Origin of the sequence: Streptomyces sp. STR69 (genome assembly GCF_024519455.1) — a bacterium.
Taxonomy (GTDB): domain Bacteria; phylum Actinomycetota; class Actinomycetes; order Streptomycetales; family Streptomycetaceae; genus Streptomyces.
Genome location: NZ_JALJRY010000025.1, coordinates 42,020 through 68,207 on the forward strand (window position 1 = coordinate 42,020; position 26,188 = coordinate 68,207).

At 71.2% G+C, this 26,188-nt stretch carries 27 protein-coding genes and 1 pseudogene; 21 read left to right on the forward strand and 7 right to left on the reverse strand.

All coding sequences use genetic code 11. The features are described from left to right. Positions 1-34 precede the first annotated feature (34 nt). A complete protein-coding gene (locus tag OC490_RS36355; protein ID WP_262062312.1) occupies positions 35-586 on the reverse strand; it encodes a hypothetical protein in 552 nt (183 codons plus the stop codon). 265 nt (positions 587-851) lie between these two features. On the opposite strand from OC490_RS36355, the gene fmt reads away from it, so the two are divergent. Next, on the forward strand, positions 852-1,787 hold the full coding sequence (gene fmt / locus OC490_RS36360) for a methionyl-tRNA formyltransferase (protein WP_262062313.1): 936 nt from the start codon (positions 852-854) through the stop codon (positions 1,785-1,787). Between the two features lie 90 nt (positions 1,788-1,877). After that, positions 1,878-3,296, forward strand: a complete 1,419-nt coding sequence (locus OC490_RS36365) for an RsmB/NOP family class I SAM-dependent RNA methyltransferase (RefSeq protein ID WP_262062314.1) — start codon at positions 1,878-1,880, stop codon at positions 3,294-3,296. A gap of 176 nt (positions 3,297-3,472) precedes the next feature. Here the strand turns inward: OC490_RS36365 and OC490_RS36370 are convergent, their stop codons facing one another. Next, positions 3,473-4,639 (reverse strand): alpha-hydroxy-acid oxidizing protein, encoded by a 1,167-nt coding sequence (locus OC490_RS36370; protein ID WP_262062315.1) that lies wholly within the window; start codon positions 4,637-4,639, stop codon positions 3,473-3,475. Positions 4,640-4,762: 123 nt separating this feature from the next. Here OC490_RS36370 and rpe point away from each other — a divergent pair, with 123 nt between their 5' ends. The 5 genes from rpe to OC490_RS36395 all read left to right on the forward strand — a co-directional run bounded on the left by rpe (position 4,763) and on the right by OC490_RS36395 (position 7,951). Next, positions 4,763-5,449 (forward strand): ribulose-phosphate 3-epimerase, encoded by a 687-nt coding sequence (rpe, locus tag OC490_RS36375; RefSeq protein ID WP_262062316.1) that lies wholly within the window; start codon positions 4,763-4,765, stop codon positions 5,447-5,449. Between the two features lie 78 nt (positions 5,450-5,527). Next, entirely contained in the window at positions 5,528-6,574 is a 1,047-nt protein-coding gene (locus OC490_RS36380; RefSeq protein WP_262062317.1) for a sugar-binding transcriptional regulator, read from the forward strand. Positions 6,575-6,624: 50 nt separating this feature from the next. Then, entirely contained in the window at positions 6,625-6,990 is a 366-nt protein-coding gene (locus OC490_RS36385) for a ribonuclease domain-containing protein (RefSeq protein WP_262062318.1), read from the forward strand. Then, positions 6,987-7,304, forward strand: coding sequence for a barstar family protein (locus OC490_RS36390; protein WP_262062319.1), 318 nt, complete (start codon positions 6,987-6,989; stop codon positions 7,302-7,304). The genes OC490_RS36385 and OC490_RS36390 overlap by 4 nt, the downstream gene beginning before the upstream one ends. A gap of 35 nt (positions 7,305-7,339) precedes the next feature. Beyond that, entirely contained in the window at positions 7,340-7,951 is a 612-nt protein-coding gene (locus tag OC490_RS36395) for a hypothetical protein (RefSeq protein ID WP_262062320.1), read from the forward strand. Positions 7,952-7,964: 13 nt separating this feature from the next. Here OC490_RS36395 and OC490_RS36400 read toward each other — a convergent pair whose 3' ends face one another. Continuing rightward, entirely contained in the window at positions 7,965-9,584 is a 1,620-nt protein-coding gene (locus OC490_RS36400) for a hypothetical protein (RefSeq protein WP_262062321.1), read from the reverse strand. Positions 9,585-9,789: 205 nt separating this feature from the next. Here OC490_RS36400 and OC490_RS36405 point away from each other — a divergent pair, with 205 nt between their 5' ends. From OC490_RS36405 to OC490_RS36425, 6 genes and pseudogenes are all read left to right on the forward strand, one after another. Beyond that, complete coding sequence (locus tag OC490_RS36405; protein WP_262062322.1) at positions 9,790-11,232, forward strand: GuaB1 family IMP dehydrogenase-related protein; 1,443 nt, start codon at positions 9,790-9,792, stop codon at positions 11,230-11,232. An 86-nt stretch (positions 11,233-11,318) separates the two neighbouring features. Then, positions 11,319-11,555 (forward strand): hypothetical protein, encoded by a 237-nt coding sequence (locus tag OC490_RS49435; protein ID WP_315986724.1) that lies wholly within the window; start codon positions 11,319-11,321, stop codon positions 11,553-11,555. An 18-nt stretch (positions 11,556-11,573) separates the two neighbouring features. Further along, positions 11,574-11,834 (forward strand): annotated as a pseudogene (locus OC490_RS49440) (GNAT family N-acetyltransferase); the annotation flags it as partial. 15 nt (positions 11,835-11,849) lie between these two features. Further along, positions 11,850-12,245: a hypothetical protein gene (locus OC490_RS36415; protein ID WP_262062323.1), complete on the forward strand. Its 396-nt coding sequence runs from the start codon at positions 11,850-11,852 to the stop codon at positions 12,243-12,245. A gap of 70 nt (positions 12,246-12,315) precedes the next feature. After that, a complete protein-coding gene (locus OC490_RS36420; RefSeq protein WP_262062324.1) occupies positions 12,316-12,768 on the forward strand; it encodes an Lrp/AsnC family transcriptional regulator in 453 nt (150 codons plus the stop codon). 36 nt (positions 12,769-12,804) lie between these two features. Then, complete coding sequence (locus OC490_RS36425; RefSeq protein ID WP_262062325.1) at positions 12,805-13,233, forward strand: VOC family protein; 429 nt, start codon at positions 12,805-12,807, stop codon at positions 13,231-13,233. A gap of 19 nt (positions 13,234-13,252) precedes the next feature. Here OC490_RS36425 and OC490_RS36430 read toward each other — a convergent pair whose 3' ends face one another. Then, positions 13,253-13,993: a GntR family transcriptional regulator gene (locus tag OC490_RS36430; RefSeq protein ID WP_262062326.1), complete on the reverse strand. Its 741-nt coding sequence runs from the start codon at positions 13,991-13,993 to the stop codon at positions 13,253-13,255. Positions 13,994-14,205: 212 nt separating this feature from the next. On the opposite strand from OC490_RS36430, the gene OC490_RS36435 reads away from it, so the two are divergent. From OC490_RS36435 to OC490_RS36455, 5 genes are read left to right on the forward strand one after another with little or no spacing between them, the layout of a single operon-like run. Then, positions 14,206-15,363: an ABC transporter substrate-binding protein gene (locus tag OC490_RS36435; RefSeq protein ID WP_262062327.1), complete on the forward strand. Its 1,158-nt coding sequence runs from the start codon at positions 14,206-14,208 to the stop codon at positions 15,361-15,363. Beyond that, entirely contained in the window at positions 15,360-16,259 is a 900-nt protein-coding gene (locus OC490_RS36440) for an ABC transporter permease (protein WP_262062328.1), read from the forward strand. The genes OC490_RS36435 and OC490_RS36440 overlap by 4 nt, the downstream gene beginning before the upstream one ends. Continuing rightward, on the forward strand, positions 16,244-17,062 hold the full coding sequence (locus OC490_RS36445; protein WP_262062329.1) for an ABC transporter permease: 819 nt from the start codon (positions 16,244-16,246) through the stop codon (positions 17,060-17,062). Before OC490_RS36440 ends, OC490_RS36445 begins: the two co-directional genes overlap by 16 nt. 3 nt (positions 17,063-17,065) lie before the next feature. Continuing rightward, the gene (locus OC490_RS36450) at positions 17,066-18,145 is read left to right on the forward strand and encodes an ABC transporter ATP-binding protein (RefSeq protein ID WP_262062330.1); all 1,080 of its coding nucleotides are present in this window, start codon (positions 17,066-17,068) and stop codon (positions 18,143-18,145) included. Positions 18,146-18,188: 43 nt separating this feature from the next. Next, a complete protein-coding gene (locus OC490_RS36455; RefSeq protein ID WP_262062331.1) occupies positions 18,189-19,664 on the forward strand; it encodes an HAD-IA family hydrolase in 1,476 nt (491 codons plus the stop codon). A gap of 18 nt (positions 19,665-19,682) precedes the next feature. On the opposite strand, the gene OC490_RS36460 is transcribed toward OC490_RS36455, so the two are convergent. After that, complete coding sequence (locus tag OC490_RS36460) at positions 19,683-19,892, reverse strand: hypothetical protein (RefSeq protein WP_262062332.1); 210 nt, start codon at positions 19,890-19,892, stop codon at positions 19,683-19,685. Between the two features lie 748 nt (positions 19,893-20,640). Here OC490_RS36460 and OC490_RS36465 point away from each other — a divergent pair. Both OC490_RS36465 and OC490_RS36470 read left to right on the forward strand, forming a co-directional pair. Further along, positions 20,641-21,429 (forward strand): carbon-nitrogen hydrolase family protein, encoded by a 789-nt coding sequence (locus tag OC490_RS36465; RefSeq protein WP_262062333.1) that lies wholly within the window; start codon positions 20,641-20,643, stop codon positions 21,427-21,429. Positions 21,430-21,482: 53 nt separating this feature from the next. Beyond that, positions 21,483-23,180 carry a flavin monoamine oxidase family protein gene (locus tag OC490_RS36470; RefSeq protein ID WP_262062334.1) on the forward strand — a complete coding sequence of 566 codons (1,698 nt, stop codon included), beginning with the start codon at positions 21,483-21,485 and terminating at the stop codon, positions 23,178-23,180. 7 nt (positions 23,181-23,187) lie between these two features. Here OC490_RS36470 and OC490_RS36475 read toward each other — a convergent pair whose 3' ends face one another. Further along, positions 23,188-24,117, reverse strand: a complete 930-nt coding sequence (locus OC490_RS36475) for an LLM class F420-dependent oxidoreductase (protein WP_262062335.1) — start codon at positions 24,115-24,117, stop codon at positions 23,188-23,190. An 88-nt stretch (positions 24,118-24,205) separates the two neighbouring features. Then, positions 24,206-24,892: a DUF5995 family protein gene (locus OC490_RS36480; protein ID WP_262062336.1), complete on the reverse strand. Its 687-nt coding sequence runs from the start codon at positions 24,890-24,892 to the stop codon at positions 24,206-24,208. Between the two features lie 143 nt (positions 24,893-25,035). Between OC490_RS36480 and OC490_RS36485 the strand changes: the two genes are divergently transcribed. Then, positions 25,036-26,142, forward strand: a complete 1,107-nt coding sequence (locus OC490_RS36485; RefSeq protein WP_262062395.1) for a glycoside hydrolase family 6 protein — start codon at positions 25,036-25,038, stop codon at positions 26,140-26,142. Positions 26,143-26,188 lie beyond the last annotated feature (46 nt).

Consider the following 26,188-nt stretch of genomic DNA (forward strand, 5'->3'; position numbering starts at 1 on the left):
TCGTCCGGGAGGCAGACAAGGTTCGTTGGTGGAGTCAGCCGTTGCGCGGGCCCGGGAAGGCCGTGGGCCTGGCCTCGTCGCGGAGGGTGGGGCTGCCTGCTGTGGGCTGGGTCGGCATGGAGCGGGCGGCGGGGACCGTGGGCATGGCGGGCATCGTGGGGAGGCCCGTGTTCACGGTGACCGGGCGGGCGGTCGCCGCCTCCGTCGTGCGTTCGGCGTCGGCCGCTGCCTGGGTCGCGGCGCGGCGGGCGCCGTAGCGGCGGTGTACCGCCTGCTTGGTGACCCCGAGGGCCGAGCCCACCGCGTCCCACGAGAAACCGAGCGAGCGGTCGAAGTCCACGGCGGCCGTGACCAGGGTCTCGACACTGTCCCGCAGCTCCTGCGCGAGACGGACCGTCGGGGCGGGAGCGCGCCCGTACACGACGAAGCCCGTGGACGGGCCGGAGCGGCGCGGACGGTAGACGTTGCCCAGCTGGGCGGTGAGCGTGCGCAGTGCGTCCACCTGCCGGCGGACCCGCTCGATGTCCCGCACCAGCAAGTGCAGGCTGGCCCGAGCCTGGGCGTCGTGGGTTGCGTGGTCGGCCATGAACAAGCCTCTCGAACCGGCGTTGAAAAGGATCGGGCCGCGTGAATGCGGCCCATAGTGGTCAACTCTTTCTTGACCAACGCCTGTGCGCTCCGCTGGTCACGCAACGGGGGCGTAAGGGCATATGCGTACGCCCCCGGTGAACCGGTGTGCGCTGCGGGCGTCCGTGAGTTGACGGATGTGAGCCACCGGGCGCGGGTGCCGGGACGCGCCATAGACTGGTGCGCTGCCCGTCCACCTCCGCCCGAGAGGCCCGAACCCACCCATGAAGCTCGTCTTCGCCGGTACCCCCGAGGTCGCCGTTCCCGCACTGGACGCCCTGATCGCCTCCGGGCGGCACGAGGTGGCCGCCGTCGTCACGCGGCCCGACGCACCGGCCGGGCGTGGGCGCAGGCTGGTGGCGAGCCCCGTCGCCGAGCGGGCCGAGGAGGCGGGCATCGAGGTGCTGAAGCCCGTCAAGCCGCGCGACCCGGAGTTCCTGGAGCGGCTGCGGGAGATCGCGCCCGACTGCTGTCCCGTCGTCGCCTACGGCGCCCTGCTGCCCCGCGTCGCCCTCGACATCCCCGCCCACGGCTGGGTCAACCTGCACTTCTCGCTGCTCCCCGCCTGGCGCGGCGCCGCCCCCGTGCAGCACTCCATCATGTCCGGCGACGAGATCACCGGCGCCTCCACCTTCCTGATCGAGGAAGGACTCGACTCCGGGCCCGTCTACGGCACCGTCACCGAGGAGATCCGCCCCACCGACACCAGCGGCGACCTGCTGACCCGGCTCGCGTTCGCCGGCTCGGGCCTGCTCGCGGCGACCATGGACGGCATCGAGGACGGCACCCTCAAGGCCGTACCGCAGCCGGGAGACGGCATCACCCTCGCTCCGAAGATCAACGTCGAGGACGCCCAGGTGGAGTGGGCGGCCCCCGCGCTGAGGGTGGACCGGGTGGTGCGTGGGTGCACGCCCGCGCCCGGTGCCTGGACCGGCTTCCGGGGCGAGCGGCTGAAGCTCATCCAGGCCGTGCCCGTGCCGGAGCGGACCGACCTCGCGCCCGGTGAGCTCTCCGTGGGCAAGAACAACGTGTACGTGGGCACCGGGTCGTACGCCGTCGAGCTGCTGTGGGTGCAGGCGCAGGGCAAGAAGCCGATGCGGGCGGCGGACTGGGCGCGCGGGGCGCGGATCGGCGCGGGGGAGTCGGTCGGGACCCTCTGAACTCCCGGGGCGTGACGTCCCGCGCGCGGTCGGGCCGGTGCGACGTACGCTGGACGCACATCTCAGCCAGAAATCCGGAGCACCTTTTTCGTGAGCGAGCAGTCCCCTCGACCCCGTAAGCCCGGCAAGCCCTACCGCCGGCCGCAGAAGGACCCCGTCCGCATCCTCGCCTTCGAGGCGCTGAGGGCCGTGGACGAACGGGACGCCTACGCCAACCTCGTGCTGCCGCCACTGCTGCGGAAGGCGCGCGAGAAGGGCGACTTCGACACGCGGGACGCGGCGCTCGCCACCGAGCTGGTCTACGGGACGCTGCGCCGGCAGGGGACCTACGACGCGATCATCGCCTCGTGCGTCGACCGGCCGCTCCGTGAGGTCGACCCGCCGGTGCTGGACGTGCTCAGCCTCGGGGTGCACCAGCTGCTCGGGACGCGGATCCCGACCCACGCCGCCGTGTCCGCCTCCGTCGAACTCGCCCGGGTCGTCCTCGGCGACGGACGGGCCAAGTTCGTCAACGCCGTGCTGCGGAAGGTCGCGCAGGACGACTTCGACACGTGGGTCGAGCGGGTCGCGCCGCCCTACGACGAGGATCCCGAGGACAACCTCGCCATCGTGCACTCGCACCCGCGCTGGGTCGTCTCCGCGCTGTGGGACTCGCTGGGCGGCCCACGCGCCGGTATCGAGAACCTGTTGGAGGCCGACAACGAGCGGCCCGAGGTGACCCTCGTGGCCAGGCCCGGCCGGTCCACCACCGACGAGCTGCTGCGCGAGGAGGCCGCGCTGCCGGGACGCTGGTCGCCGTACGCCGTGCGGCTCAGTGAGGGCGGCGAACCCGGGGCCGTGGCGGCCGTGAAGGAAGGCCGGGCGGGGGTGCAGGACGAGGGCAGTCAGCTGGTCGCCCTCGCGCTGGCCAACGCGCCGCTCGACGGGCCGGACAAGACCTGGCTCGACGGATGCGCGGGGCCCGGCGGGAAGGCCGCGCTGCTCGCCGCGGTGGCCGCCGAGCGCGGGGCGACGCTCCTCGCCTCCGAGAAGCAGCCGCACCGCGCGGGCCTGGTGGCGAAGGCGCTCGCGGGGAACCCCGGGCCGTACCAGGTCATCGCGGCCGACGGGACCCGGCCGCCGTGGCGGCTCGGCAGCTTCGACCGGGTCCTGATGGACGTGCCCTGCACCGGACTCGGCGCGCTGCGCCGCCGCCCCGAGGCCCGCTGGCGTCGCCGGCCCGAAGACCTCGACGGGTTCGCGCCCCTGCAGCGCGGGCTGCTGCGCACCGCGCTGGAATCCGTGCGCGTCGGCGGTGTCGTCGGCTACGCGACCTGTTCACCGCACCTCGCGGAGACGCGGGCCGTCGTCGACGACCTGCTCAAGCAGTACCCGCACACCGAACTGATCGACGCCCGCGAGCTCCTGCCGGGGGTTCCGGAACTGGGCGAGGGTCCCGACGTACAGCTGTGGCCGCATGTTCATGGGACTGACGCGATGTATCTGGCGCTGATCCGCCGGACCGGGTGACGCGCGGACCACGGGACGCGCTCATTCCCAGCACCGGCTGACGCGCCGGTTACAGGTGCGTTCGTCTGCAGGACCGGCTCCCGCGCGCGCTGCCGAACGCACTCATCCGCGGCACCGACTCACCCGCCGGTGACTGAACACGCCCATCCGCAGGACCAGTTGACGCGTGCCATGTGTCAGGCGACGTGCTGGAGTGCCTCTCGGGTGAGGTCGGCGAGTGTCGGGTAGCCGTCGACCGCCATGATCAGGTCGGTTTCCGCGAGCAGCGACCGCAGCACGTGCACGATGCCGTCCGTGCCGCCCAGGGCGAGGCCGTAGGCGTACGGGCGGCCGATGCCCACGGCGGTGGCGCCCAGGGCGATCGCCTTGACGATGTCGGCGCCGCTGCGGACGCCGGAGTCGAACAGGACCGGGAGGCCGTCCGCCGCCTCGACCACGGCCGGGAGCGCGTCCAGGGCCGGGAGGCCGCCGTTGGCCTGGCGGCCACCGTGGTTGGAGCAGTACACGGCGTCCACGCCCCCGTCCTTGGCCCGGCGCACGTCCTCGGGGTGGCAGATGCCCTTGACGATCAGCGGGAGGTCGGTGAGGGACCGCAGCCAGGCCAGGTCGTCCCAGGTGAGGGGGTTGCCGAACAGCTGGGTCCAGAGGAGGACCGCGGACTGGGGGTCCTCCTCCGGGGTGTGGGCGAGGCGGGCGCGGAAGACCGGGTCGCTGGTGTAGTTGGCGAGGCAATGGCCGCGCAGCTGGGGGAAGTTGCCGGTGGAGAGGTCACGGGGGCGCCAGCCGGTGATCCAGGCGTCCAGGGCGACCACGATGCCCTTGTAGCCGGCCTGTTCCGCGCGGTGGACGAGGCTCGCGGCGAGGTCGCGGTCGGTCGGGGTGTACAGCTGGAAGAGGCCTGGAGTGTCGCCGAACTCGGCGGCGACCTCCTCCAGCGGGTCGACGGTGAGCGTGGAGGCGACCATCGGTACGCCGGTGCGCGCCGCGGCCCGTGCGGTCGCCAGGTCGCCGTGCCCGTCCTGGGCGCAGAGGCCGATGACGCCGACCGGTGCCATGAACACGGGGGAGGGCAGTTTCAGCCCGAACAGGTCGACGGACAGGTCGCGTTGGGCCGCGCCGACGAACATCCGCGGGACCAGTCCCCAGTGGTCGAAGGCGGCCACGTTGGCGCGCTGGGTGCGTTCGTCGCCGGCGCCGCCCGCGACGTACGACCACACGGAGGGCGGCAGCGCGGCGCTCGCCCGCTCCTCCAGTTCCGCGAAAGCCATGGGGTAGGACGGCACGATGCCGCCGAGCCCGTTGAAGTAGATCTCGTTCTGGTAGGAGCCGAACGGCTGTCCCATGCCATCTCCCTCTTCGCTCAGGGGGATTCTCGCAGTGGGCGGCGCGGCCCCGTACCGCGCACCCCGCCGGGTCCGCCACCGACCGATGCCGCTAACCCCTGCAGGACATGGCAGGCTTGGGGCATGGCCGTGCAGATCAACCCCAGCATCCTGTCCGCCGACTTCGCCCGCCTCGCCGAGGAGGCCAAGGCGGTCGAGGGCGCCGACTGGCTCCACGTCGACGTCATGGACAACCACTTCGTCCCGAACCTCACGCTCGGGGTGCCGGTCGTAGAGTCGCTGGCCCGGGCGACGGACACCCCGCTGGACTGCCATCTGATGATCGAGGACGCCGATCGCTGGGCCCCCCAGTACGTCGAGGCGGGTGCCTCCTCCGTCACCTTCCACGTCGAGGCGGCAGCCGCCCCCGTGCGGCTCGCCCGCGAGATTCGGGCCAAGGGCGCGCGCGCTTCGATGGCGCTCAAGCCGGCGACGCCCATCGAGCCGTACGAGGATCTGCTGCCCGAGCTGGACATGCTGCTGATCATGACGGTGGAGCCGGGCTTCGGTGGCCAGTCGTTCCTCGACATCATGCTTCCGAAGATCCGCCGTACCCGTGAGTTGATCAGGAAGCACGGACTGGAGCTGTGGCTGCAGGTCGACGGAGGAGTTTCGGCCTCGACGATCGAGCGCTGCGCGGAGGCCGGCGCGGATGTGTTCGTCGCCGGTTCGGCGGTCTACGGGGCATCCGACCCGGCCGCGGCGGTACGTGCATTGCGCACACAGGCCGAAGGGGCCGTGAGCAAGGCATCCTGGGCGTGCGACCACTGAGCGGCAGGTATGTGAACGGCGGCCATCAAGGCTGATCAAGTGCGCCGGATCTGCAAGGATGAACGGCGAATCCAGAGTGTGAACAGCAGTGAGGAGATCGCCGTGTCGGGTATGTCGGCGGGCCGGTCAGCCATGCGGATGGGACCCGCAGAGCTGGTGCAGGCGGCGGCCATGGCCCGCCGCTTCTACCTCGAGGGCAAGTCCAAGATCCAGATCGCGGAGGAGTTCGGCGTCAGCCGCTTCAAGGTGGCCCGGGTCCTGGAGACCGCTCTCGAACGGGATCTCGTACGTATCGAGATCCGAGTACCGGCCGAACTGGACGCGGAGCGCTCGGACGCGCTGCGTGCCCGCTACGGCCTCAGGCACGCCGTCGTGGTCGAGTCCCCGGCCGAGGTCAGCGAGGAGTCGCCCGACCCCGAGAACCTCGGGGAGGTCGCGGCCGACCTGCTCGGCGAGCTGGTCAACGAGGGCGATGTGCTCGGCCTCGCGTGGGGCCGGTCCACCATCCACATGGCGGCGGCCCTCGACCGGCTGCCGCCCTGCACGGTGGTCCAGCTGACGGGCGTGTACGACGCCGGGACCGCCGAGCGCGGTTCGGTCGAGGCGGTACGGCGGGCCGCGCAGGTGTCGGGCGGCGACGCTCACCCCATCTACGCGCCGATGCTGCTGCCGGACGCGGCCACCGCAGAGGCGCTGCGCCATCAGACGGGGATCGCCCGGGCCTTCGAGTACTTCGACAAGGTCACGGTCGCCTGTGTCTCCATCGGCTCCTGGGAGCCGGGCATCTCGACGGTGTACGACATGCTCAGCGACGAGGAGCGGGCGCACTACTCGTCCCTCGGTGTCGCCGCCGAGACGTCCGCGCACCTCTTCGACGCCGAGGGCCGCCGGGTCGGCCGGGACCTGGGCGAGCGATGCATCACCGTCAAGGCGGACCAGCTGCGCCGTATCCCCGAGGTCGTCGCGATCGCGGGCGGGCAGCGGAAGGCGGCGGCGATCGACGCGGTGCTGCGGTCCGGTCTTGTCACCAGCCTGGTGACGGACACCGCCGCCGCGGACTATCTGATGACGGCCGGCACGCCGCCGAAGTCGGCGCTCGGCCGGACGGACCCCGACGGGATCTGACAGGCCCTGACGGCGACTCCTACAGGGACGACCGTGGCAGCATCGGGCGCATGCTGCTGCGGTTCGTCTCCCGAGTTCTTCTCGTCTGTCTGGCGCTGCTGTTGCCGGTCGGGTGTTCGTCCACGGCCGCGAGTGGCGGCACGGGGACCGTCAAAGCGTCCCAACTCCCCGCCGAGGCACGGCAGGCCCTCACCCTCATCGAGCGGGGCGGCCCCTTCCCGTACGCCAAGGACGGGGTCGTCTTCGGGAACTACGAGAAGCTGCTGCCGGAGCAGAAGCGCGGCTACTACCACGAATACACCGTCCGGACGCCGGGCTCGCGCGATCGCGGGGCCCGGCGCATTGTCACCGGGCAGGGCGGCGAGATCTACTACACCGATGATCACTACAAGTCGTTCAGGACGGTACTGAGATGACGCAGCTCGCGGTCACGCTCGACCTCGACGGGGTCACGGACAAGGCCGGCCTGATGGACGGTGCGGCTCGCGCGCTCCAGCTCCCCGACTGGTTCGGCCGCAACTGGGACGCGCTCGCCGACAGCCTCGGCGACCACACCGTGTGGCCCGAAGAGGCCGTGGAACAGGGCCTGTTGGTCGTCGTACGGAACTGGCGGGCGTACGCGAAGGCGCGGCCGGAGGAGTGGGAGACGGCCGTCGACGTCTTCGGCGACGCGGTCGACCGGACGCCGACGCTGTCCGTGGTGCTCGCGTTGGGCGGAGACAGGTCCTAGGCCGATTGTCCGAGGCGGCTGGCAGAGTGGTCGGTATGGAGCAACAGGAGCAGCGCACGTCGGTGCGTCTCGTGGTCGTGGATCCGGATCTCGACGCGCAGTGCGACCGGGTGGAGGAACACCTGCTGGCGCCGCTGGCCGAGTCCGCCGGGGGAGCCGGAGAGCACGCGCTCTTCACGGACGGGCTCGTGGTCTTCCGGCGGGTGCGGGAGACACTCGCCGAGGCGGTGGCGCGCGGCCCCAAGGTGTGGACGCCGAACGGCCGTTGGGAGCACGAAGGCCTGCGCATCGTCGAACTCCCCACCGGCGACACGGACTTGCTGTACGCGCTGCTGCGCGAGCTGTCCGGGCTCCTGGTGGCACCGCCGGACCTGCCCGATCCCTCGGGTGTCGTGGCCGCGGTCCGCGGCACCGTCCTGACGCCCGAGAAGACCGCCGTCGGACTGGTCGGCGCGCTGGCGCGGGTGTTGTCCCTGGTGGACCTCACGCCAGACGCCGACACGGCCACCCTCTTCGCGGCGATCGAGGCGGCCGACGGCGAGGACGTGAGACTCACCTACGGGCAGGACGAGGCGTGGCAGCGCCTCGCCCACCGGCTCACCATGCTGCTGACCGAGTCGGCTCCTCTGCACCGGTTCCTGTACTGATCCGGCCCCCGGCTCAGTGGGAGCGCTGCCTGCGGCGGGCGAGGAGAAGGGCGGCCGAGCCCAGCAGTACGGCTCCGGCCGTCGCGGTGGCGGCGAGGGCCAGGGGGCCCGTGCCCGTGTGGGCCAGCGTGCCGCCGCCCGGAGCCGTCGCGCTCGGCGTGGCGGACGCGCCGTCCGATGCTCCCGGCGCGGGTGACGCGGTCGCCGTTCCGGAGGCGCTCGGCGTGGGCGACGCGGTCGACGTGTCGAAGGCGAACGTGACGCTGTCGTTGGCCGCGTCCGGGTCGTGGAGCGGGACGCCGGCCGGGCCGGGGAGCACGGTCGCGGTGCCCTTGGCGCCGTTGTAGCCCTCGGTGGTCCTGACCCAGAGCGCGAACTGCTGGCTCTTGCCGGCGGCGAGGCCGTGCGGCACGGGGCAGACGTAGTGCCGGTGACCCGCCTCGAAGGGAGCCGTTCTGGTGCTGCTGACCCGGAGAAGGCATTCGCCGTAGGGGCCGTCCTCCCCCTCCTCGAAGGCGTTGCCGGTCGCGACCGTGCCCTTGGGCAGGACGACGTCGACGAGGGCGACAGCCTTGCTGTCCGCGCCGTACACGGAGGCAGGACCGTGGTCCACGGCGTTGAGGCCGAGGGTCCATTCGCCGGTCCTGCGGCCGGGTTTCACGTCCGCCGTGGCGGCGAGATCGGCCGAGCTGTCGGCCGAGACGGTGACCCGGCCGGTGGCGCCGCTCTCGAAACCGTCGCCCGCGCCGGACGCGGGCACCAGGGTGAGCTCCGGCCCGGTGCCCTGTTCGGAGCCGCCGCCGGGCTGCACGCCGGGCTTCAGCAGCTCGGCCGAGTAGTCGGTCACGGCGGTCAGGACGTGGGCGCCGACCGTGGCGGTCAGCGGGCTGCTCAGTTCGACGGTGGCGCCCGCGGCCACCGGGGCCGTGAAGATACAGGTGACGGATGCCTGGCTGCCGGGTTCGACGGGGTCGTCGCCGTCGCCGTACTTGCAGTTGGAGAACTTCCGGTCGAAGACCAGACCGCCCACCGACTCCCAGCGCAGCATGATGCGCCGGTCGGTGGCCAGGTCGCCGGTGTTGCGGAGCCGGAGCGGGAGGTCGATCCGGGAGCCGAGCCCGGCGTGGGTGATGTCCGGGACCTTGCCGACGACCAGGTTCGGGACGCCCACGACCACTTTGGTCCGCGCGGTGGCCCCGGTGGCGTGGTCGGCGGTGACGGCGTACTTGAGGGTGCCGTCGGCACCGAGGGCGGCGCCGGTAGCCGCACGGAGGGTGAAGTCGACCGATTCCTGCTGGTAGACGTCCTTGTTGACGCAGGTGAAGACCTGCCCGTCCGCCGTGCACCGGGGATCGTCGACCGTGACGCTCGCGACGCCCGCCAGGTCGCGTGCGTCGATGACGAGCGCGATGTTCGTGGGCAGCGGGACCTGTGCACCGTCGTCCGTGAAATTCCAGCTCACGGTGGCCGACTGGGCTGCTGCCCCCACGTTGAGCTGGGCCTCGGCGTTGATCGTCGCGTAGGCCTGGGTCGGGAGCGGAGACGGATCGGCGGCGACGGCGGCCGATCCGGGTGCCAGGGTGAGCACCACGGCGGCGAGTGCCGCACCGAGCACCGTGCGGTGGGATGTCATGCACGGTTCGACAGCAGAGGTGTCCCGAAGGTTGCCCACAAATGAATCACAGGTTCGTTTGGGCGTTCCTCCAGGGAGGCCGCCGACCTGCTTGGGCAATGATCCGAGGCATGGCATTCCGCCTGACATGGGAGAATGAAGTACGTGCTCTTCCCCCTGGCTGACCTGTCCGGGGGTCACCTCGATCGACTGGGATGTGCGGCACGTGCGTTTCCTCAACGACATCCAGCCCCCGTACGACCTGACGTACGACGACGTCTTCATGGTGCCGAGCCGCAGCGCGGTCGGCTCGCGTCAGGGTGTGGACCTCAGTTCCCCGGACGGCACGGGCACCACCATCCCGCTGGTCGTCGCCAACATGACCGCCATCGCGGGCCGGCGCATGGCCGAGACCGTGGCCCGGCGCGGCGGGCTCGTGGTCATCCCGCAGGACATCCCGATCGAGGTCGTCACCGAGGTCGTGTCCTGGGTGAAGAGCCGCCATCTCGTCCTGGACACCCCGATCCGGCTGGCCCCGCACCAGACCGTCGCCGACGCGCTCGCCCTGCTGCCCAAGCGCGCGCACAACGCGGGTGTCGTCGTGGACGAGGACCAGCGCCCGGTCGGTGTCGTCACCGACGCCGACCTGACCGGTGTGGACCGCTTCACGCAGCTCGCCGAGGTCATGTCACGAGATCTGCTGCTGCTCGACGCGGACATCGACCCGCGCGAGGCGTTCAACAGGCTGGACGGCGCCAACCGCCGCTACGCGCCCGCCGTCGACCAGGACGGCAGGCTCGCCGGCATCCTCACCCGCAAGGGCGCGCTGCGCGCCACGCTGTACTCGCCGGCCGTGGACGCGGACGGCAAGCTGCGGATCGCCGCCGCCGTCGGCATCAACGGCGACTTCGTGCAGAAGGCCAAGCAGCTGCTGGACGCGGGCGTCGACACGCTCGTCATCGACACGGCCCACGGCCACCAGGAGTCGATGATCAGCGCGATCAGGCAGGTGCGTGCGCTCGATCCGCAGGTCCCCATCGCGGCCGGCAACATCGTCGCCGCCGAGGGCGTCAAGGATCTGATCGAGGCGGGCGCCGACATCATCAAGGTCGGCGTCGGCCCCGGCGCGATGTGCACCACCCGCATGATGACCGGCGTCGGCCGCCCGCAGTTCTCGGCCGTCAAGGAGTGCGCCGCCGAGGCGAAGAAGTACGGCAAGCACGTGTGGGCGGACGGCGGTGTCCGCCACCCGCGCGATGTCGCCATGGCGCTCGCGGCCGGGGCGTCGAACGTGATGATCGGCTCGTGGTTCGCGGGCACGTACGAGTCCCCGGGCGACCTTCAGCAGGACGCCAACGGCCGCCTCTACAAGGAGTCGTTCGGCATGGCGTCCGCACGCGCGGTCCGCAACCGCACCTCGGACGAGTCGGCCTACGACCGTGCCCGCAAGGCGCTGTTCGAGGAGGGCATCTCCACCTCCCGCATGTTCCTCGACCCGGCCCGCCCGGGCGTCGAGGACCTGATCGACTCGATCATCGCGGGCGTCCGCTCCTCCTGCACGTACGCCGGAGCGGCCTCCTTGGAGGAGTTCGCCGAGCGGGCCGTCGTCGGCATCCAGAGCGCGGCCGGCTACGCGGAGGGCAAGCCGCTGCACGCCAGCTGGAGCTGACCAACTCCCTTTTGTACGGCCCCTGTTGACCCGGCGTCGGGAAAACCGGGGGCCGTCGGCGTGCCCGGGGTCCTACCGTCGACGGCGTGGAGATCGCCGTGTGCAGGGCCGAGGACATCGCCGTACTGGAACGCCTCATGCCGTCGTACAGCGTCGACGGGAACCACCGGGCGCGGTTCGCCCGCCAGCAGGCCGGCGTAAGCAGCTGTCTGATCCCCTGGCTCGACGGTCGTCCCGTCGGGCACGCGGAGGTCCGCTGGACCGGGTGCGAGGCTCCCGAGGTGCCGTCGGACCGTCCGGAGATCAACGGCCTCTTCGTCTGACCCGAGTCGCTCCGCTCGCGGGGCATCGGCGCGGCCCTGGTCCGCGCGGCCGAGCGGTCGGCCGGCGAGCGCGGCATCGGCGTCATGGGGCTGGGCGTCCGCGACGGCAACCCCCGTGCCGCGGCACTCTACGCACGGCTCGGCCACCGGCCCACGGTCACGTACGTCGACCGTTACGCGCATCTCGACGCCGAGGGTGTGCGGCATGAGCACGCCGAGCCGTGCGTGTTCCTGGTCAAGAAGTTGCCGTCAGGCCCCCTTGACGTCAAGCGGCCTTGACGCAACGCTGAACTCATGACCACACCCCGGAGCACCGAACCCGAGCACACCCTCCTCACCGCCGTCGCCCGCCTCGACGACCTCCGCACCCGCGAGTCCCTCGCCGGTTTCGGCAGTGACGCCGAGGCTCTCGACAGGGCCGAGACGCTGGAACTGCTTGCCCTGAGCGAGGTCGTCGCCCGCAAGGCCGCCTACGGCCGTCAGCTCACCGTCCGCGCGGCCCGCGAGGCCGGTGCGTCCTGGACGCAGATCGGGGCCGCGCTCGGCATGAGCAAGCAGGCCGCCTGGGAGGCGCACACGCGCTGGATCGACGCACAGGCGGAGGTGTACGGACAGCCCGGGCGGATCGGGTTCGACGAGGCCGACCTGGCCGAGGCGCGGGCGCTCGCGGGGGATCCGGACGAGGGCTGAACCATGTTCTACTTCGTATACGGCCATCGCCGCCTCCACCCGGCCAGCGCAGAGAAGTGAACCGCCCGCAGTGCTGAACGAACTCGACGAACGCATCGTGCACGCCCTCGCCGAGGACGCCCGCCGCTCCTTCGCGGACATCGGGCACCTGGTCGGCCTCTCCGCGCCCGCCGTGAAGCGGCGCGTGGACCGGCTGCGGGCCACCGGCGCGATCACCGGCTTCACCGTACGGGTGGACCCGGCGGCGCTCGGCTGGCAGACCGAGGGGTTCGTCGAGATCTACTGCCGGCACAACACCTCCCCGGACACCATCCGACGAGGCCTGGAGCGCTACCAGGAGGTGGTCGCAGCGTCCACCGTCACCGGCGACGCCGACGCGGTCGTCCAGGTCTTCGCCGCCGACATGCGCCACTTCGAGCGGGTCCTCGAACGGATCGCGGGGGAGCCGTTCGTGGAACGGACGAAGTCCGTGCTGGTGCTGTCCCCGCTGCTGCGCAGATTCTCGTCGGGCTCGCCGACGTAAGGGCGACTGTCAGTGGGACGCCGTACGGTCGAGGGCATGGCGGCACGAATCGATCTCACCCTCGACTGCGACGACGCCCAACTCCTCGCCGCGTTCTGGAGGACGGCCCTCGGCTATGTCGACGAGCCGCCGCCCGCTCCCTTCGCCACGCGCGCCGAGTGGATCGCGCACTACGACCCGGAGGACGACGGGGCCGAGGACGACGGCGCCTGGCTGTGCGACCCGGACGGCATCGGCCCGCGCCTGTCCATCCTCAGGGTTCCCGAGCCCAAGACCGTCAAGAACCGGCTCCACCTGGACATCCGGGTCCCGGTGCGGGGTGGCCCGGAGGAGAGATGGACGGCGGTCAGAGCCGAGGCCGAGCGGCTCGTCGGGGCGGGCGGCCGGGTGCTCACCGAGGTCGGCGGACATCATGTGGTGATGGCCGACCCGGAGGGCAACGAGTTCTGTGTGGCGGCCGGTTGAGCCTCCAGGCTCCCTGGGCTCACTCCGCCGTCTTCCGCGCCAGCGCGTTGTTCCCTATCGAGTTGTGCACGCTGAAGCTCACCGCGTCCGAGCGGTAGCGGTCGTCCGACCACTCAACAGGGCGTCCCTCGCGGGTGGTTGTGACCCGGCGGACCCGCAGCAGTGGGCTGGTCCGGCGGATACCCAGCAGTTCCGCGTCCTGCGCGCCCGCCGCCACCGCGTCGATCACGTGCTCGCCGTAGGCGAAGACCAACCCCGTGTCGTCGTACAGGCGTTGAGTGACCGACGGGCAGTCGGGTTCGATCGCCTCGACGGCCGGGGCGATCCAGTCGGCGTACACGGTCCGCTCCAGGAGGACCGGCTCGCCGTCCAGGCCGCGCACCCGTAGGACGTGCAACACCCGGGCCTTCTCGGTGAGTTGGAGGCGTACGACGTCCTCGGCCGTGGCCGGGCGGTACTCCTGCGCGACCACGAGCCCGGTCGCCTCGCGCTCCATCGCGCGCGCCCACTCGGCGAAGCTGCGCAGCTCCGCGAAGCTCTGGCTGCGGCGGCTGGCCAGCACCATCCGGCGGGCGCCCTGGCGGGAGCCGATCAGCCCCTCGGCGGTGAGGGCCGCGACGGCCTGGCGGACCGTGCCGCGTGAGACGCCGTACTGCGCCGCGAGGTCCGTCTCCGCGGGCAGCCGGCTGCCGACTGTGTACTCCTCGCGGTCGATGGCTTTTCGCAGCTCGTCGGCGATCTCCTCGTGTCGCGCCGTCATGCTTCCCCTCCGAATTGACCACTGTGCACAGCGTGAGCAGCGTAGTCGAGTTCCTTCGGTGATCCGTGTCAGCCAGGAGTGTGCAGAGAAGAAGGGGTCACGGTTTCGCCAATGTTTACGAACAAGACACCATCGGCGGGCGTACTGAGGCCAACTTGTTCAGACAAGTTCTCCGCTCTGCTCTAACCCTCGTGCGCACCCCTGGAGAGACCGTGACCGTGTCCCCGCCGAGAAACGCCGTCCTGGGTGGTTCCCTCGCCGTCGTCGCCGCGCTGGCCCTGAGTGCCTGTGGCGCCGCTCCCACCAACTCGTCGACCACCGCCGACGGCAAGAACGCCGCCACCGCCACCTCCGCCGCCGACTTCGGCGGGCTCGCCGCCCTGGAGAAGGCCGCCAAGAAGGAGGGCACGCTCCACATCATCGCGGTGCCCCGTGACTGGGCCAACTACGGTGCCATCATCGACGGCTTCACCAAGAAGTACGGCATCAAGATCACGGACGAGAACCCGGACGGCTCCAGCCAGGACGAGATCAACGCCGTGACCTCCCGCAAGGGCCAGGACCGCGCGCCCGACGTCCTCGACCTCGGCTCCTCGTTCGCGCTCAGCGCCGCCCAGCAGGGCCTGCTCGCGCCGTACAAGGTCGCCTCCTTCGACCAGATCCCCGAGGGGCAGAAGGACCCGAAGGGGCAGTGGTTCAACGACTACGGCGGCTACATCTCCATCGGCTGCGACGCCAAGCGCGTGAAGACCTGTCCGACCACCTTCGCGGACCTGCTGAAGCCGCAGTACAAGGGCCAGGTCGCCCTCAACGGCAACCCCACCAAGTCGGGTTCGGCCTTCGGCGGCGTCTACGCGGCGTCGCTCGCCAACAAGGGCTCCTTCGACGACATCCAGCCCGGCCTGGACTTCTTCGGCAAGCTGAAGAAGAACGGCAACTACACGCCCGTCGAGTCCACCCCGGCCACCGTCGAGAAGGGCGAGACGCCCATCTCCATCGACTGGGACTACCTCAACGCCGGTTACGCCGACGAGTTCAAGTCCAAGGGCGTCGACTGGAAGGTCTCCATCCCGACCGACGGCCAGTACGCGCAGTACTACTCGCAGGCCATCAACAAGGACGCCCCGCACCCGGCGGCCGCCCGCCTGTGGCAGGAGTACCTGTACAGCGCCGAGGGCCAGAACCTGTGGCTCAAGGGGTACGCGCGCCCGGTGCTGATGACCTCCATGGAGTCGGCCGGCACGCTCGACAAGACCGCCGCCGCCAAGCTCCCGCAGGTCACCGGCACGCCGTCCTTCCCGACCGAGGCCCAGCAGAGCAAGGCCAAGACGGTCATCGCGTCCGGCTGGGCGAAGGCCGTCTCCGGATGACGGCCACGCTCACGCGGGCCGACGTGGTTGCCGCCGCTTCCTCGAAGCGGCGGCGCCGCGTCCCCGGCTGGATAGCCGTGGTCCCGCTGCTCGTGTTCGTCGCGGTCGCCTTCGGCGTGCCCGCCATCGCGATGCTGAACGGCGCCTTCACCGTCAAGAACCAGACGACGGGCGCCACTTCGTACAGCACCGTCAACCTGACCGACTCGCTCCAGGGCGCCTATTTCACCGCACTGGTCGGCAGCGTCAAGCTGTCCGCCCTCTCGGCCGCCCTCGGCACCCTGCTCGGTCTCCCGCTCGCGCAGGTCGTCGTCACCTCCCGCTTCCGCGCGCTGCGCGAGGCCGTCCTCACCGCCTCCGGCGTTCTCGCCAACTTCGGCGGTGTCCCGCTGGCCTTCGCGTTCGTCGCCACCCTCGGCAACGCCGGTGTGCTGACCACCCACCTGGGCCTCAAGGACAAGGGCTGGGACCTCTACAGCTTCTCGGGTCTCGTCCTCGTCTACCTGTACTTCCTCATCCCGCTGATGGTCCTCACCATCACCCCGGCCCTGGAGGGCCTGCGCACCCAGTGGCGCGAGGCCGCCGCGAACAACGGCGCCACCGGCGTGCAGTACTGGCGGCACGTGGCCCTGCCGGTGCTGCTGCCCTCGCTGCTCGGCGGGTTCGTCCTCCTCTTCGGCAGCGCCTTCGCGGCGTACGCCACCGCCGCGGCCATGGTGGGCAGTTCGATCCCGCTGGTCACCCTGCAGATCGCCGACGCCATCTCCGGCAATGTGCTGGTCGGCCAGGAGAACGTGGCCCTCGCCCTCAGCCTCGACATGGTCCTGGTCGCGGGCCTGGTCATGGCCGTGTACCTGCCCCTGCAACGACGGAGCGCGCGATGGCTGGACGCCTGAACATCTGGCGGTGGGTCGTCCTCGGCCTCGCCGCCCTGTACTTCCTGGTGCCGCTCGCCGCGTCGGTCGTCTTCACGGTCGACGTGCCCGGGGAGGGCGTCACCTTCGACGCCTACACCCAGATCGTCTCCGCCGACGGCTTCACCTCCAGCCTGGTGCTCTCGCTGGAACTCGCCGCCGCCACCATCGCCGTCGTCCTGCTCCTGATGGTGCCCGCCATGGTCGCGCTACGGCTGGGCGCGCCCCGGCTGCGCCCGGTCGTCGAGGTGATCTGCTCGCTGCCGCTGGTGGTGCCGCCGATCGCGTTCGTCGCCGGTATCGCCACGGTCCTCAAGTGGGGCCCCGACTACCTCTCCCGCACCCCGTTGTTCGAGACCTTCGTCGCCATCCAGAACCCGAGCTTCCCGTTCATCCTCGTCCTCGCCTACGTCGTCATGGCGCTGCCGTTCGTGTACCGGGCGCTGGACTCCGGGCTGCGCGCGATCGACGTGAAGACCCTCGTCGAGGCCGCCCGCAGCTGCGGCGCGGGCTGGCCGCAGGCGCTGGTACGGGCCGTACTGCCCAATCTGCGCGGGGCGTTGCTCAACGCGTCCTTCCTGACGCTGGCGCTGGTGCTGGGCGAGTTCACCGTGGCCCAGCTGCTCGGCTTCCAGCCCTTCGCCGTGTGGATCTACAGCGTCGGCGGGTCCAACGCCCAGCTCTCCGTCGCCGTCTCCGTGCTCAGCCTGGTCGTCACCTGGGCACTCCTCCTCACGCTCGCCGGTGTCGGCGGACGTGACAAAACCGCTTCGTCCCGGGGATGAACCATGACCGCCACCACGCTTGAGAAAACCACGACGGAGAACGCCGCCACCGTCGAATTCCGGGGCCTGCGCCGGGAGTTCGGCCCGACGGTCGCCCTCGACGGACTCGACCTGACCGTCAACCCCGGCGAGTTCCTGGCCCTGCTCGGCCCCTCCGGCTGCGGCAAGACCACCGCGCTGCGCATGCTCGCGGGCTTCGAACACCCCACCTCCGGCGAGGTGTTGGTGGACGGCAAGGACGTCACCGACGTGCCCGCGCACCGCCGCGACGCCGGGATGGTCTTCCAGTCGTACAGCCTCTTCCCGCATCTCAACGCGCTCGACAACGTCGCCTTCGGACTGCGCATGCGCAAGGTCCGTACGGCCGAACGGCGGTCCCGTGCAGCCGAGTTGCTCGACCTCGTCGGGCTCGGCGACAAGGGCGAGCGCTTCCCGCACCAGCTCTCCGGCGGCCAGCAGCAGCGCGTCGCACTGGCCCGCGCGCTCGCCCTGCGCCCGCGCGTGCTGCTGCTGGACGAGCCGCTGTCGGCGCTCGACGCCAAGGTGCGGCTGACCCTGCGCGAGGAGATCCGCCGCCTCCAGCAGGAACTCGGCATCACCACCCTCTTCGTGACGCACGATCAGGAAGAGGCCCTGTCCATCGCCGACCGGGTCGCCGTGATGCGTGCCGGAAAGCTCGAACAGTGCGCCGCACCGGCCGAGTTGTACGGCCGGCCCACGACCGCGTTCGTCGCCGAGTTCGTCGGCACGATGAGCCGCCTCCCGGGGCACCTCACGGACGGCACGGTGGAGGTGCTCGGCCAGCGGCTGCCGGTCGACGGCGAGGCACCGGCAGGACCCGAAGTCGACGTGCTGGTACGGCCCGAGGCGATCCACGTGAACGCCGACGACGCCGGAGACGCGCGTGTCATCGGTACCGCCTTCCTCGGCGCGGTCGTCCGGGTCACCGTACGGCTCGGCGACGGCACCGAGGTCAAGGCCGACCTGCCCACGCACGAGGCCACCACGCTGGGTGCCGGAGTCGCCGTGACGGTGTCGCTGCCGGAACGGCCGGTACTCGTGGCGGAACGCATCAACCCGTAGGGCCATAGTGGCCCCTGCAGTGCCCGTACTGAAAGAGAGAAACGTGACCCCCCACAACCAACTCCCGCTCCAGGCCGTCCTGTTCGACATGGACGGAACGCTCGTCGACACCGAGCGGCTGTGGTGGGAGGCGGTGGAGCAGGTCGCGGGCAGAACCCTCACCGACGCGGACCAGTCGGAGGTGCTCGGCCGCCCGGTCGAGCACACCGCCGACTGGCTCGCCACCACCACGGGCGCGTCGGCGACGGACCTCGCGGCCGAACTGCACCGGGAGTTCGCCGCCCGCGTCCGCACCGGCATCGTGCCCCGACCCGGCGCGCTCGACCTCCTCGACGCCCTCGCCCGCGACGGCGTCCCCACGGCCCTGGTCACCGCGTCCCCCCGCGCGGTCGCCGACACCGTCCTCGACGCCCTCGGCGCGAGCCGCTTCGCCGTCTCCGTCACCGCCGACGACACCGGGCCCACCAAGCCCGCCCCCGACCCCTACCTCGCCGCCTGCCGTGCCCTCGGCGTCGACCCGGCCGCCTGCGTGGCCGTCGAGGACACCCAGACCGGCGTCAGCTCCGCCGAGGCGGCCGGCTGCGCGGTCCTCGCCGTACCGTCGCTGGCCCCGATCGACACGGCCCCCGGCCGGACCGTACGAGCGAGCCTCGCCGGCATCACCCCGGCGGACCTGCGCGCGATGGTGACGTCCGGCTCGGCACCTGAACTACGCGTGTTGACCTGGAACCTCTGGCTCGGCGGCAGCAAGGTCGACGACCACCGGGCCAAACAGCTGAAGGTCATCGCGGAGACCGGCGCGGACGTGGTCGGCCTCCAGGAGACCGGCGGCACCGCCGCCGAGGAACTGGCCGAGGCGCTCGGCTGGCACCACCACCGGGCCGGCGAGAACCTCGGCGTGATCAGCCGCCACCCGATCACCGCCCGCTTCGGCGACCCGGACGTCGGCTTCTACGGCGCCGCCGGGGTACGGATCGCCGTCGCAGGGGGCCGCGAGATCGACCTGTGGACCTGCCACCTCGACTACACGCCCTACGGCCCCTACGAATCCGCCTTCGACGGGCTCCCGGCCGCCGACCTGATCGCCCACGAGAAGGTACGGCTCGCCCAGATGCGGGACACCCTGGACCGGATCGCGGACGCGGCCGAGGACGCCGTACCCGTCGTCCTGGTCGGCGACTTCAACAGCCCCTCGCACCTGGACTGGCCGGACGTCGAGTGGCCGGTCACGAAGGCGGCGGCGGACGCGGGCCTGCGCGACTCCTACCGGGAGGCCAACCCGGACCCGGTCGCTGAGCCCGGTCACACCTGGTCGCCGATCCACCCCGTGAACGAGGACGGCAGCGGGCGCCCCGAGCCGCAGGACCGCATCGACTACGTCCTGCACCGGGGCCTGACCGTGCTCGACTCCCGCACGTTCGTCACCGGCACCCCGAGCCCGTGGCCCGACGTGTCCGCCAACTGCTGGCCCTCGGACCACGCGGCCGTCCTCACGGTCTTCGCGGTGCCCAACCGCTAGGGCCTGCGCCAGGTCCTGTCAGGGATTCCAGAAGAACGACACATGCGCGCGGTCGAAGCGGCGCTCGACCAGATCCTGCCGCGGGATCACCCAGTGCAGGGTGGAACCCTCCCGGCCGTCGAGCCCGATGTCCCACTGGGCGAGCAGCACCCACTCCTCGGGGGCGGGCAGCTCCGTGGCGTCTCCCCGGAACCGTCGCGCGTCCTTCGCCTCGTCGGCGGCGTCCATGACGGGGTCCGTCTCCGTGCACTCGTGGGAGGCGTACCCGCCGATGTGCAGCGGTCCTCGGACCAGATCAGGAAGTGGGACGCCATGGAGACATCGGGCGCCAGCCGCAGCTCCTCCTGCGGGAACTGCTCGCAGACAAGGTCTCCGTAGGCGTAGTTGTTCTTCGTGATCCGCTCCTCGACGGGTGTCCCCTCGGGGATGTACACGACCTCTCCGGCCGGTGCGCTGTAGTCCGGCAGCTCGGGAAGGCCGAAGAGCAGCAGGCGGCCGTCGGCAGGCAGTGGAAGGCCCGTCACCTCCTCCGGCAGGGCCGCGCAGTCGAGGGTGGCGAGTAACGGGAACCAGGGGTCGGGGACGTCGGCCGGCAACAGCAGCGGCCCGCCGAACCTGCCGACCACCGGCCCGTCCCCACGGGTGACGAGGGTCCCGCACGGACGGGCGGCGGCGATCCACCCCTCGACGTCCTGGGGCGGTATCCCGCGCCGCAGCGCCTCCGCACGGAACGGCTCGAGCCGGTTGATCGGTTCAGGATTCACGGGCGGAAACCTATGCCCTACGACTGACAACGGGTCCGCCGCACCGGAACGGCCGGTGCGCAACGAATCGCCGCCCCACCCCGCCCGCACGCAACAAAACGCTCACCGGCGCGCAACGGCTCCTTCTTGTCCGGCCCAGCTCCTCGGCCGTACCGTCTAGGTGGCCCCAATAAGGGGACTCTTCAGTCTTTTCGTACCCGTGAGGACCACGCATGCGCACCGCCCTCCTCCAGAGCTCCGGCCGCCCCGGCTCCGTCGTCGAGAACCTCAAGGTCCTCGACGAGGCCGCCGGCCGGGCCGCGGCCGGCGGTGCCGCGCTGCTCGCCGCGCCGGAGATGTTCCTCACCGGATACGCGATCGGCGACGACATCGGCCGCCTCGCCGAACCCGCCGACGGCGACTCCGCCGACACGATCGCCGAGATCGCCGGCCGCCACGGGCTCGCGATCACCTACGGCTACCCGGAGCGCGACGGCGACGCCGTCCACAACTCCGCCCAGCTGATCTCCGCCGACGGCGACCGCCTCGCCAACTACCGCAAGACCCACCTCTTCGGCGACTTCGAGCGCGCCCACTTCACCCCCGGCGAACAGCCCGTCGTCCAGGCCGAGTTGAACGGCCTGACCATCGGCCTGATGATCTGCTACGACGTCGAGTTCCCGGAGCCGGTCCGCGCCCACGCCCTCGCGGGCACCGACCTGCTGCTCGTCCCGACGGCGAACATGCACCCGTTCCAGCTGGTCGCCGACTCCGTGGTCCCGGTGCGGGCCTGGGAGAACCAGATGTACGTGGCGTACATCAACCGCATCGGCCTGGAAGGGGAGTTCGACTTCTTCGGCCTCTCCACGCTCGCCGGTCCGGACGGAGTCGCCCGCACCAAGGCCGGCCGCGGCGAGGAACTGCTCCTCGGCGACGTCGACCCCGCGTTCCTCGCCGAGTCCCGCGCGGCGAACCCGTATCTGCAGGACCGCCGCCCCGGCCTCTACGGGTCCCTGGCCTGAATCCCCCCTGCCTTTCCCGCACTCGTTCTTGTTCAGCTAGGAGTCCCTACCCCATGACGTCCACGGTGCCCAACGCCGTCCAGCACGCCGACGAGCGACAGCCGCCGATCACCATGTTCGGGCCGGACTTCCCCTACGCCTACGACGACTTCCTCGCCCACCCGGCGGGCCTCGGCCAGATACCCGCGACCGAGCACGGCACCGAAGTCGCGGTGATCGGGGGCGGGTTGTCCGGCATCGTGGCCGCCTACGAGCTGATGAAGATGGGCCTCAAGCCCGTCGTCTACGAGGCCGACCAGATCGGGGGCCGGTTGCGCACCGTCGGCTTCGACGGCTGCGACCCCTCCCTCACCGCCGAGATGGGCGCGATGCGCTTCCCGCCCTCCTCCACCGCGCTCCAGCACTACATCGACCTGGTCGGACTTGAGACCCGCCCGTTCCCCAACCCCCTTGCGGAGGCGACCCCTTCGACGGTTGTCGACCTCAAGGGCGAGTCCCACTACGCGACCACCGTGGACGACCTCCCGCAGGTCTACCGCGATGTGATGCACGCCTGGAACGCCTGCCTCGAAGAGGGCGCCGACTTCTCCGACATGAACCGCGCCATGCGCGAACGCGATGTCCCGCGCATCCGCGAGATCTGGTCGAGGCTCGTCGAGAAGCTCGACAACCAGACCTTCTACGGCTTCCTCTGCGACTCCGAGTCCTTCAAGTCCTTCCGGCACCGCGAGATCTTCGGCCAGGTCGGTTTCGGCACGGGCGGCTGGGACACCGACTTCCCCAACTCGATCCTCGAAATCCTGCGCGTCGTCTACACCGAGGCCGACGACCACCACCGCGGCATCGTCGGCGGCTCCCAGCAACTCCCGCTCCGCCTCTGGGACCGCGAGCCGCAGAAGATCGTCCACTGGCCCTACGGCACCTCGCTGGCATCCCTGCACGTGGGCGGCGAACCCCGTCCCGCCGTGACCCGGCTGCACCGCACGGCCGGCAACGGGATCACGGTGACGGACGCGGCAGGCGACATCCGCACCTACCGGGCGGCGATCTTCACCGCCCAGTCCTGGATGCTGCTCTCGAAGATCGCCTGTGACGACTCGCTCTTCCCGATCGACCACTGGACGGCGATCGAGCGCACCCACTACATGGAGTCCAGCAAGCTCTTCGTGCCCGTCGACCGGCCGTTCTGGCTGGACAAGGACGAGGAGACCGGCCGGGACGTCATGTCGATGACCCTCACCGACCGTATGACGCGCGGGACTTACCTCCTCGACGACGGTCCGGACAAGCCCGCCGTCATCTGTCTCTCGTACACCTGGTGCGACGACAGCCTCAAGTGGCTGCCGTTGTCCGCCAACGAGCGGATGGAGGTCATGCTGAAGTCGCTCGGCGAGATCTACCCGAAGGTCGACATCAGGAAGCACGTCATCGGCAACCCGGTGACCGTCTCCTGGGAGAACGAGCCCTACTTCATGGGCGCGTTCAAGGCCAACCTGCCCGGCCACTACCGCTACCAGCGGCGCCTGTTCACCCACTTCATGCAGGACCGGCTGCCCGAGGACAAGCGGGGCGTCTTCCTCGCCGGCGACGACATCTCCTGGACGGCCGGCTGGGCCGAGGGCGCCGTCCAGACCGCGCTGAACGCGGTCTGGGGCGTCATGCACCAGCTCGGCGGCACGACCGACCCGACCAACCCCGGTCCCGGGGACGTCTACGACGCGATCGCGCCGGTCGAACTGCCGGAGGACTGAGGGGAGTTCAGACCCCGGCCGCGCGGGCCGCCGTGTACAGCTCGGCGGCGAGGTCCTTGAGTTCCTCGGCGTCCCGCGGGGCACCGGCGAACTCGAAGAAGTACTCGTCGAGACCGACCTCGACATGCGCCACGAGATCGGTCACGATCTGGTCGAAGTTGCCGTGGAACGGCGGGCGTTCCGCGCCCTCGTACGCCTTGGGCGTGTACCGCAGGTTGATCCGGGCCACCGACTGGATGGGCTCGGTACGGCCGCGCTCGGCGGCCAGTTCGCGCAACGTCCGCCACTCGGCGGCCAGTTGCTCGGCGCCCATGGCCACCGGCTGCCAGCCGTCGGCGTGGTCGACGAGACGGATCCTCGCCTTCTTGCTCATCGCGGGCAGCAGCACGGGGATCGGCCGGGCGGGCTTCGGGCCGACCACCGACGAGTTGACGGTGCTCAGCTCACCCTCGTGCACCACCGGGTCCGGGCCCCACACCGCGCGGCACACGGCGAGAACCTCGTCCAGGGTCTTGCCGCGGTCCTTGAACGGGGCGACCCCGGCCGCCGCGTACTCGTCGAGCGACCAGCCGGTGCCGAGCCCGGCCACCACCCGGCCGCCGCTCGCCGCGTCCAACGTGCCGAGCGTCCTGGCCAGTTGGAACGGGCCGTGCAGCGGGGCCACCAGGACACTGGTGCCGAGCCGGGCCCGCCGGGTGGCCGACACGGCCAACGCCAGCGTCACAAGCGGCTCGGCGACCGAGCGGTACTCGTCGGGCCACGGGACGCCCTCCATGCCGTAGAGCCCCTGTGTCGCGGGTTCCGGGAAGAGCGCGCGTTCGAAGACCCACAGGCTTTCGTAGCCGATCTCCTCGGCCGCGCGGGCCACGTCCGGGACGTCCTCGCCGATGTCGTACTGCCGTGTCTGGGGAAGAGTGAGACCCAGCTTGGTGGCCATGCTCGTGCTCCTTCGCATCAGGCATTTCAGCCGTCAACGTAACCCTCGCGGCGCCGCACGGCGGGCTCTGTCCCTCTGTATGGCCGGATCAGTCCGGCAGTGGCGTGAGCATCATCCGGCCCGCGAGTCCCACCGCCGCGTCCAGCCGTTCGGTGAACTCCTCGGCGACATCGGGCAGTCCGCGCAGCGCCCACAGGGCCCGGGCCGCCGTCCAGGTGGCGTCGCGGGCGCGCTCCAGACTCCACGAGCCGAGCAGATGCGTCAGCGGATCGGCGATCTGGAACAGGTCGGGACCCGGCATCAGCTCTTCGCGGATGCGCTCCTCCAGCGAGACGAGGAGATCGCCCACGCGGTCGAACTCGTCCTCCAGGTCGGCCGGTTCGCAGTCGAGCGTACGACAGGCGTCCACGACGGCGAGCGCGAGATCGTGGCCGATGTGCGCGTTGATGCCCGACAGGGCGAACTGCAGCGGACGTACCCCGGGATGGCGGCGCAGCTGGAACAGCGGGCGCCAACAGGCGGGCGCGCGGCGCCCGTTGGCGACCGCGTCGACGGCCGCCAGATAGCGTTCCGCGAACCGTACGTCCAGCGTGATCGCGGCCCGTTCGTCCGTGAACCGCCCGGTGTCGACGTTCCGGTCTACGGCCTCCGTGACGGCGAGGTAGACGCGGTTGAACACCGCGATCCCGTCCCGGGCGGGCAGCTCCTCGTCGAGCGTGCGCAGCCGGGAGACGACCTTGTCCACGGGTGTGGTGAAGTGTGCCAATTGCCCCATGGGGGCAGCGTCCCAGTCCTAGGCTGGCCGAGGTGGTACCGGGCCCGACACTTCCCCAGAACGGGGGAACGGGTGCGGTGCGAGGGGGCAGCGTGTCAGGTTCGCGTGGCCGACGGCGGAGCCGGGCCGCCCGGCGGAGCGTGCTGGTCGTGGCCGCGTCGGTCGTGGTCGCGGTCGGCACGGTGACCGGGATGATCAGGGCGCTGGACGACGAGCGCGGCACGGACCGGGCCCGGCCGGACGCGAGCGGTGCGACACTGCTGGTGCCGCTGCCCGACGTGCCGTCGGTGTCGAACTCACCGTCCCCCAAAGCGAGTTCGTCCACCCGCCCGAAGAAGACCGCCGCGACCGGCACCGTGCGGAAGCCGCGACGGACCGCCACCGTCTCTCCCCGTCTCTACCGCCACCCGGAGTCCCAGGTCCTCGACTGGGTCCGCGCCCACCCCGACGACCCCCGCACCGAGGTCATAGCCGACCGGATCGCCGACCGGCCCGCGGCCGTGTGGTTCGCGGATTTCACGCCGTCGACGATCGCCTCCCGGGTCCGCGCGGTCACTTCGGGCGCCGCCGCCCAGGGCCGGGTGCCGGTCGTCGTGCCGTACGCGATCCCGGACCGGGACTGCGGAGGGGCCTCCGAGGGCGGGGCGGGCGACTTCGCCGCGTACGACGCGTGGATCGACGACTTCGCGGCCGGGCTCGGCTCCGGGGAGGTCGTCGTGATCCTGGAACCCGACTCCATAGCCCAGTCCGACTGCCTCTCCGACGGTCAACGCGCCGACCGTTTCGCGGCGTTGGCCCGCGCGGGCCGCGTTCTGAAGGCCGCCGACCCGAAGGCCCGCGTGTACTACGACGCGGGCCACTCCGACTGGAACCCGGCCGGGCAGCAGGCGTCCCTGCTCAAGCAGGCGGGTGCGGCCTCCGCCTCCTCCTCCGACGGGATCTTCAGCAACGTCTCGAATTTCCACGCCACTTCGGCCGAGATCGCCTACGACCGTCAGGTCCTCGACGCCCTCGGCGGTCCCGCGGGCCTCGGCGCCGTCATCGACACCAGCCGCAACGGCAACGGAGCCCCGGCCGACGGCCAGTGGTGCGACCCGGCGGGCCGGAAGATCGGCCGGGCGCCGACCCTCGACACCGGGGAGGCGCGGATCGACGGCTATCTGTGGGTCAAGCTGCCGGGGGAGTCGGACGGTTGCAGGGGCGCGGCCGGCACCTTCACGGCGTCGTACGCCTACGACTTGGCGCGCTGAACTTCATCTCCGTATGTGAATCCGGTCCGGACCATTGTCATGGCCG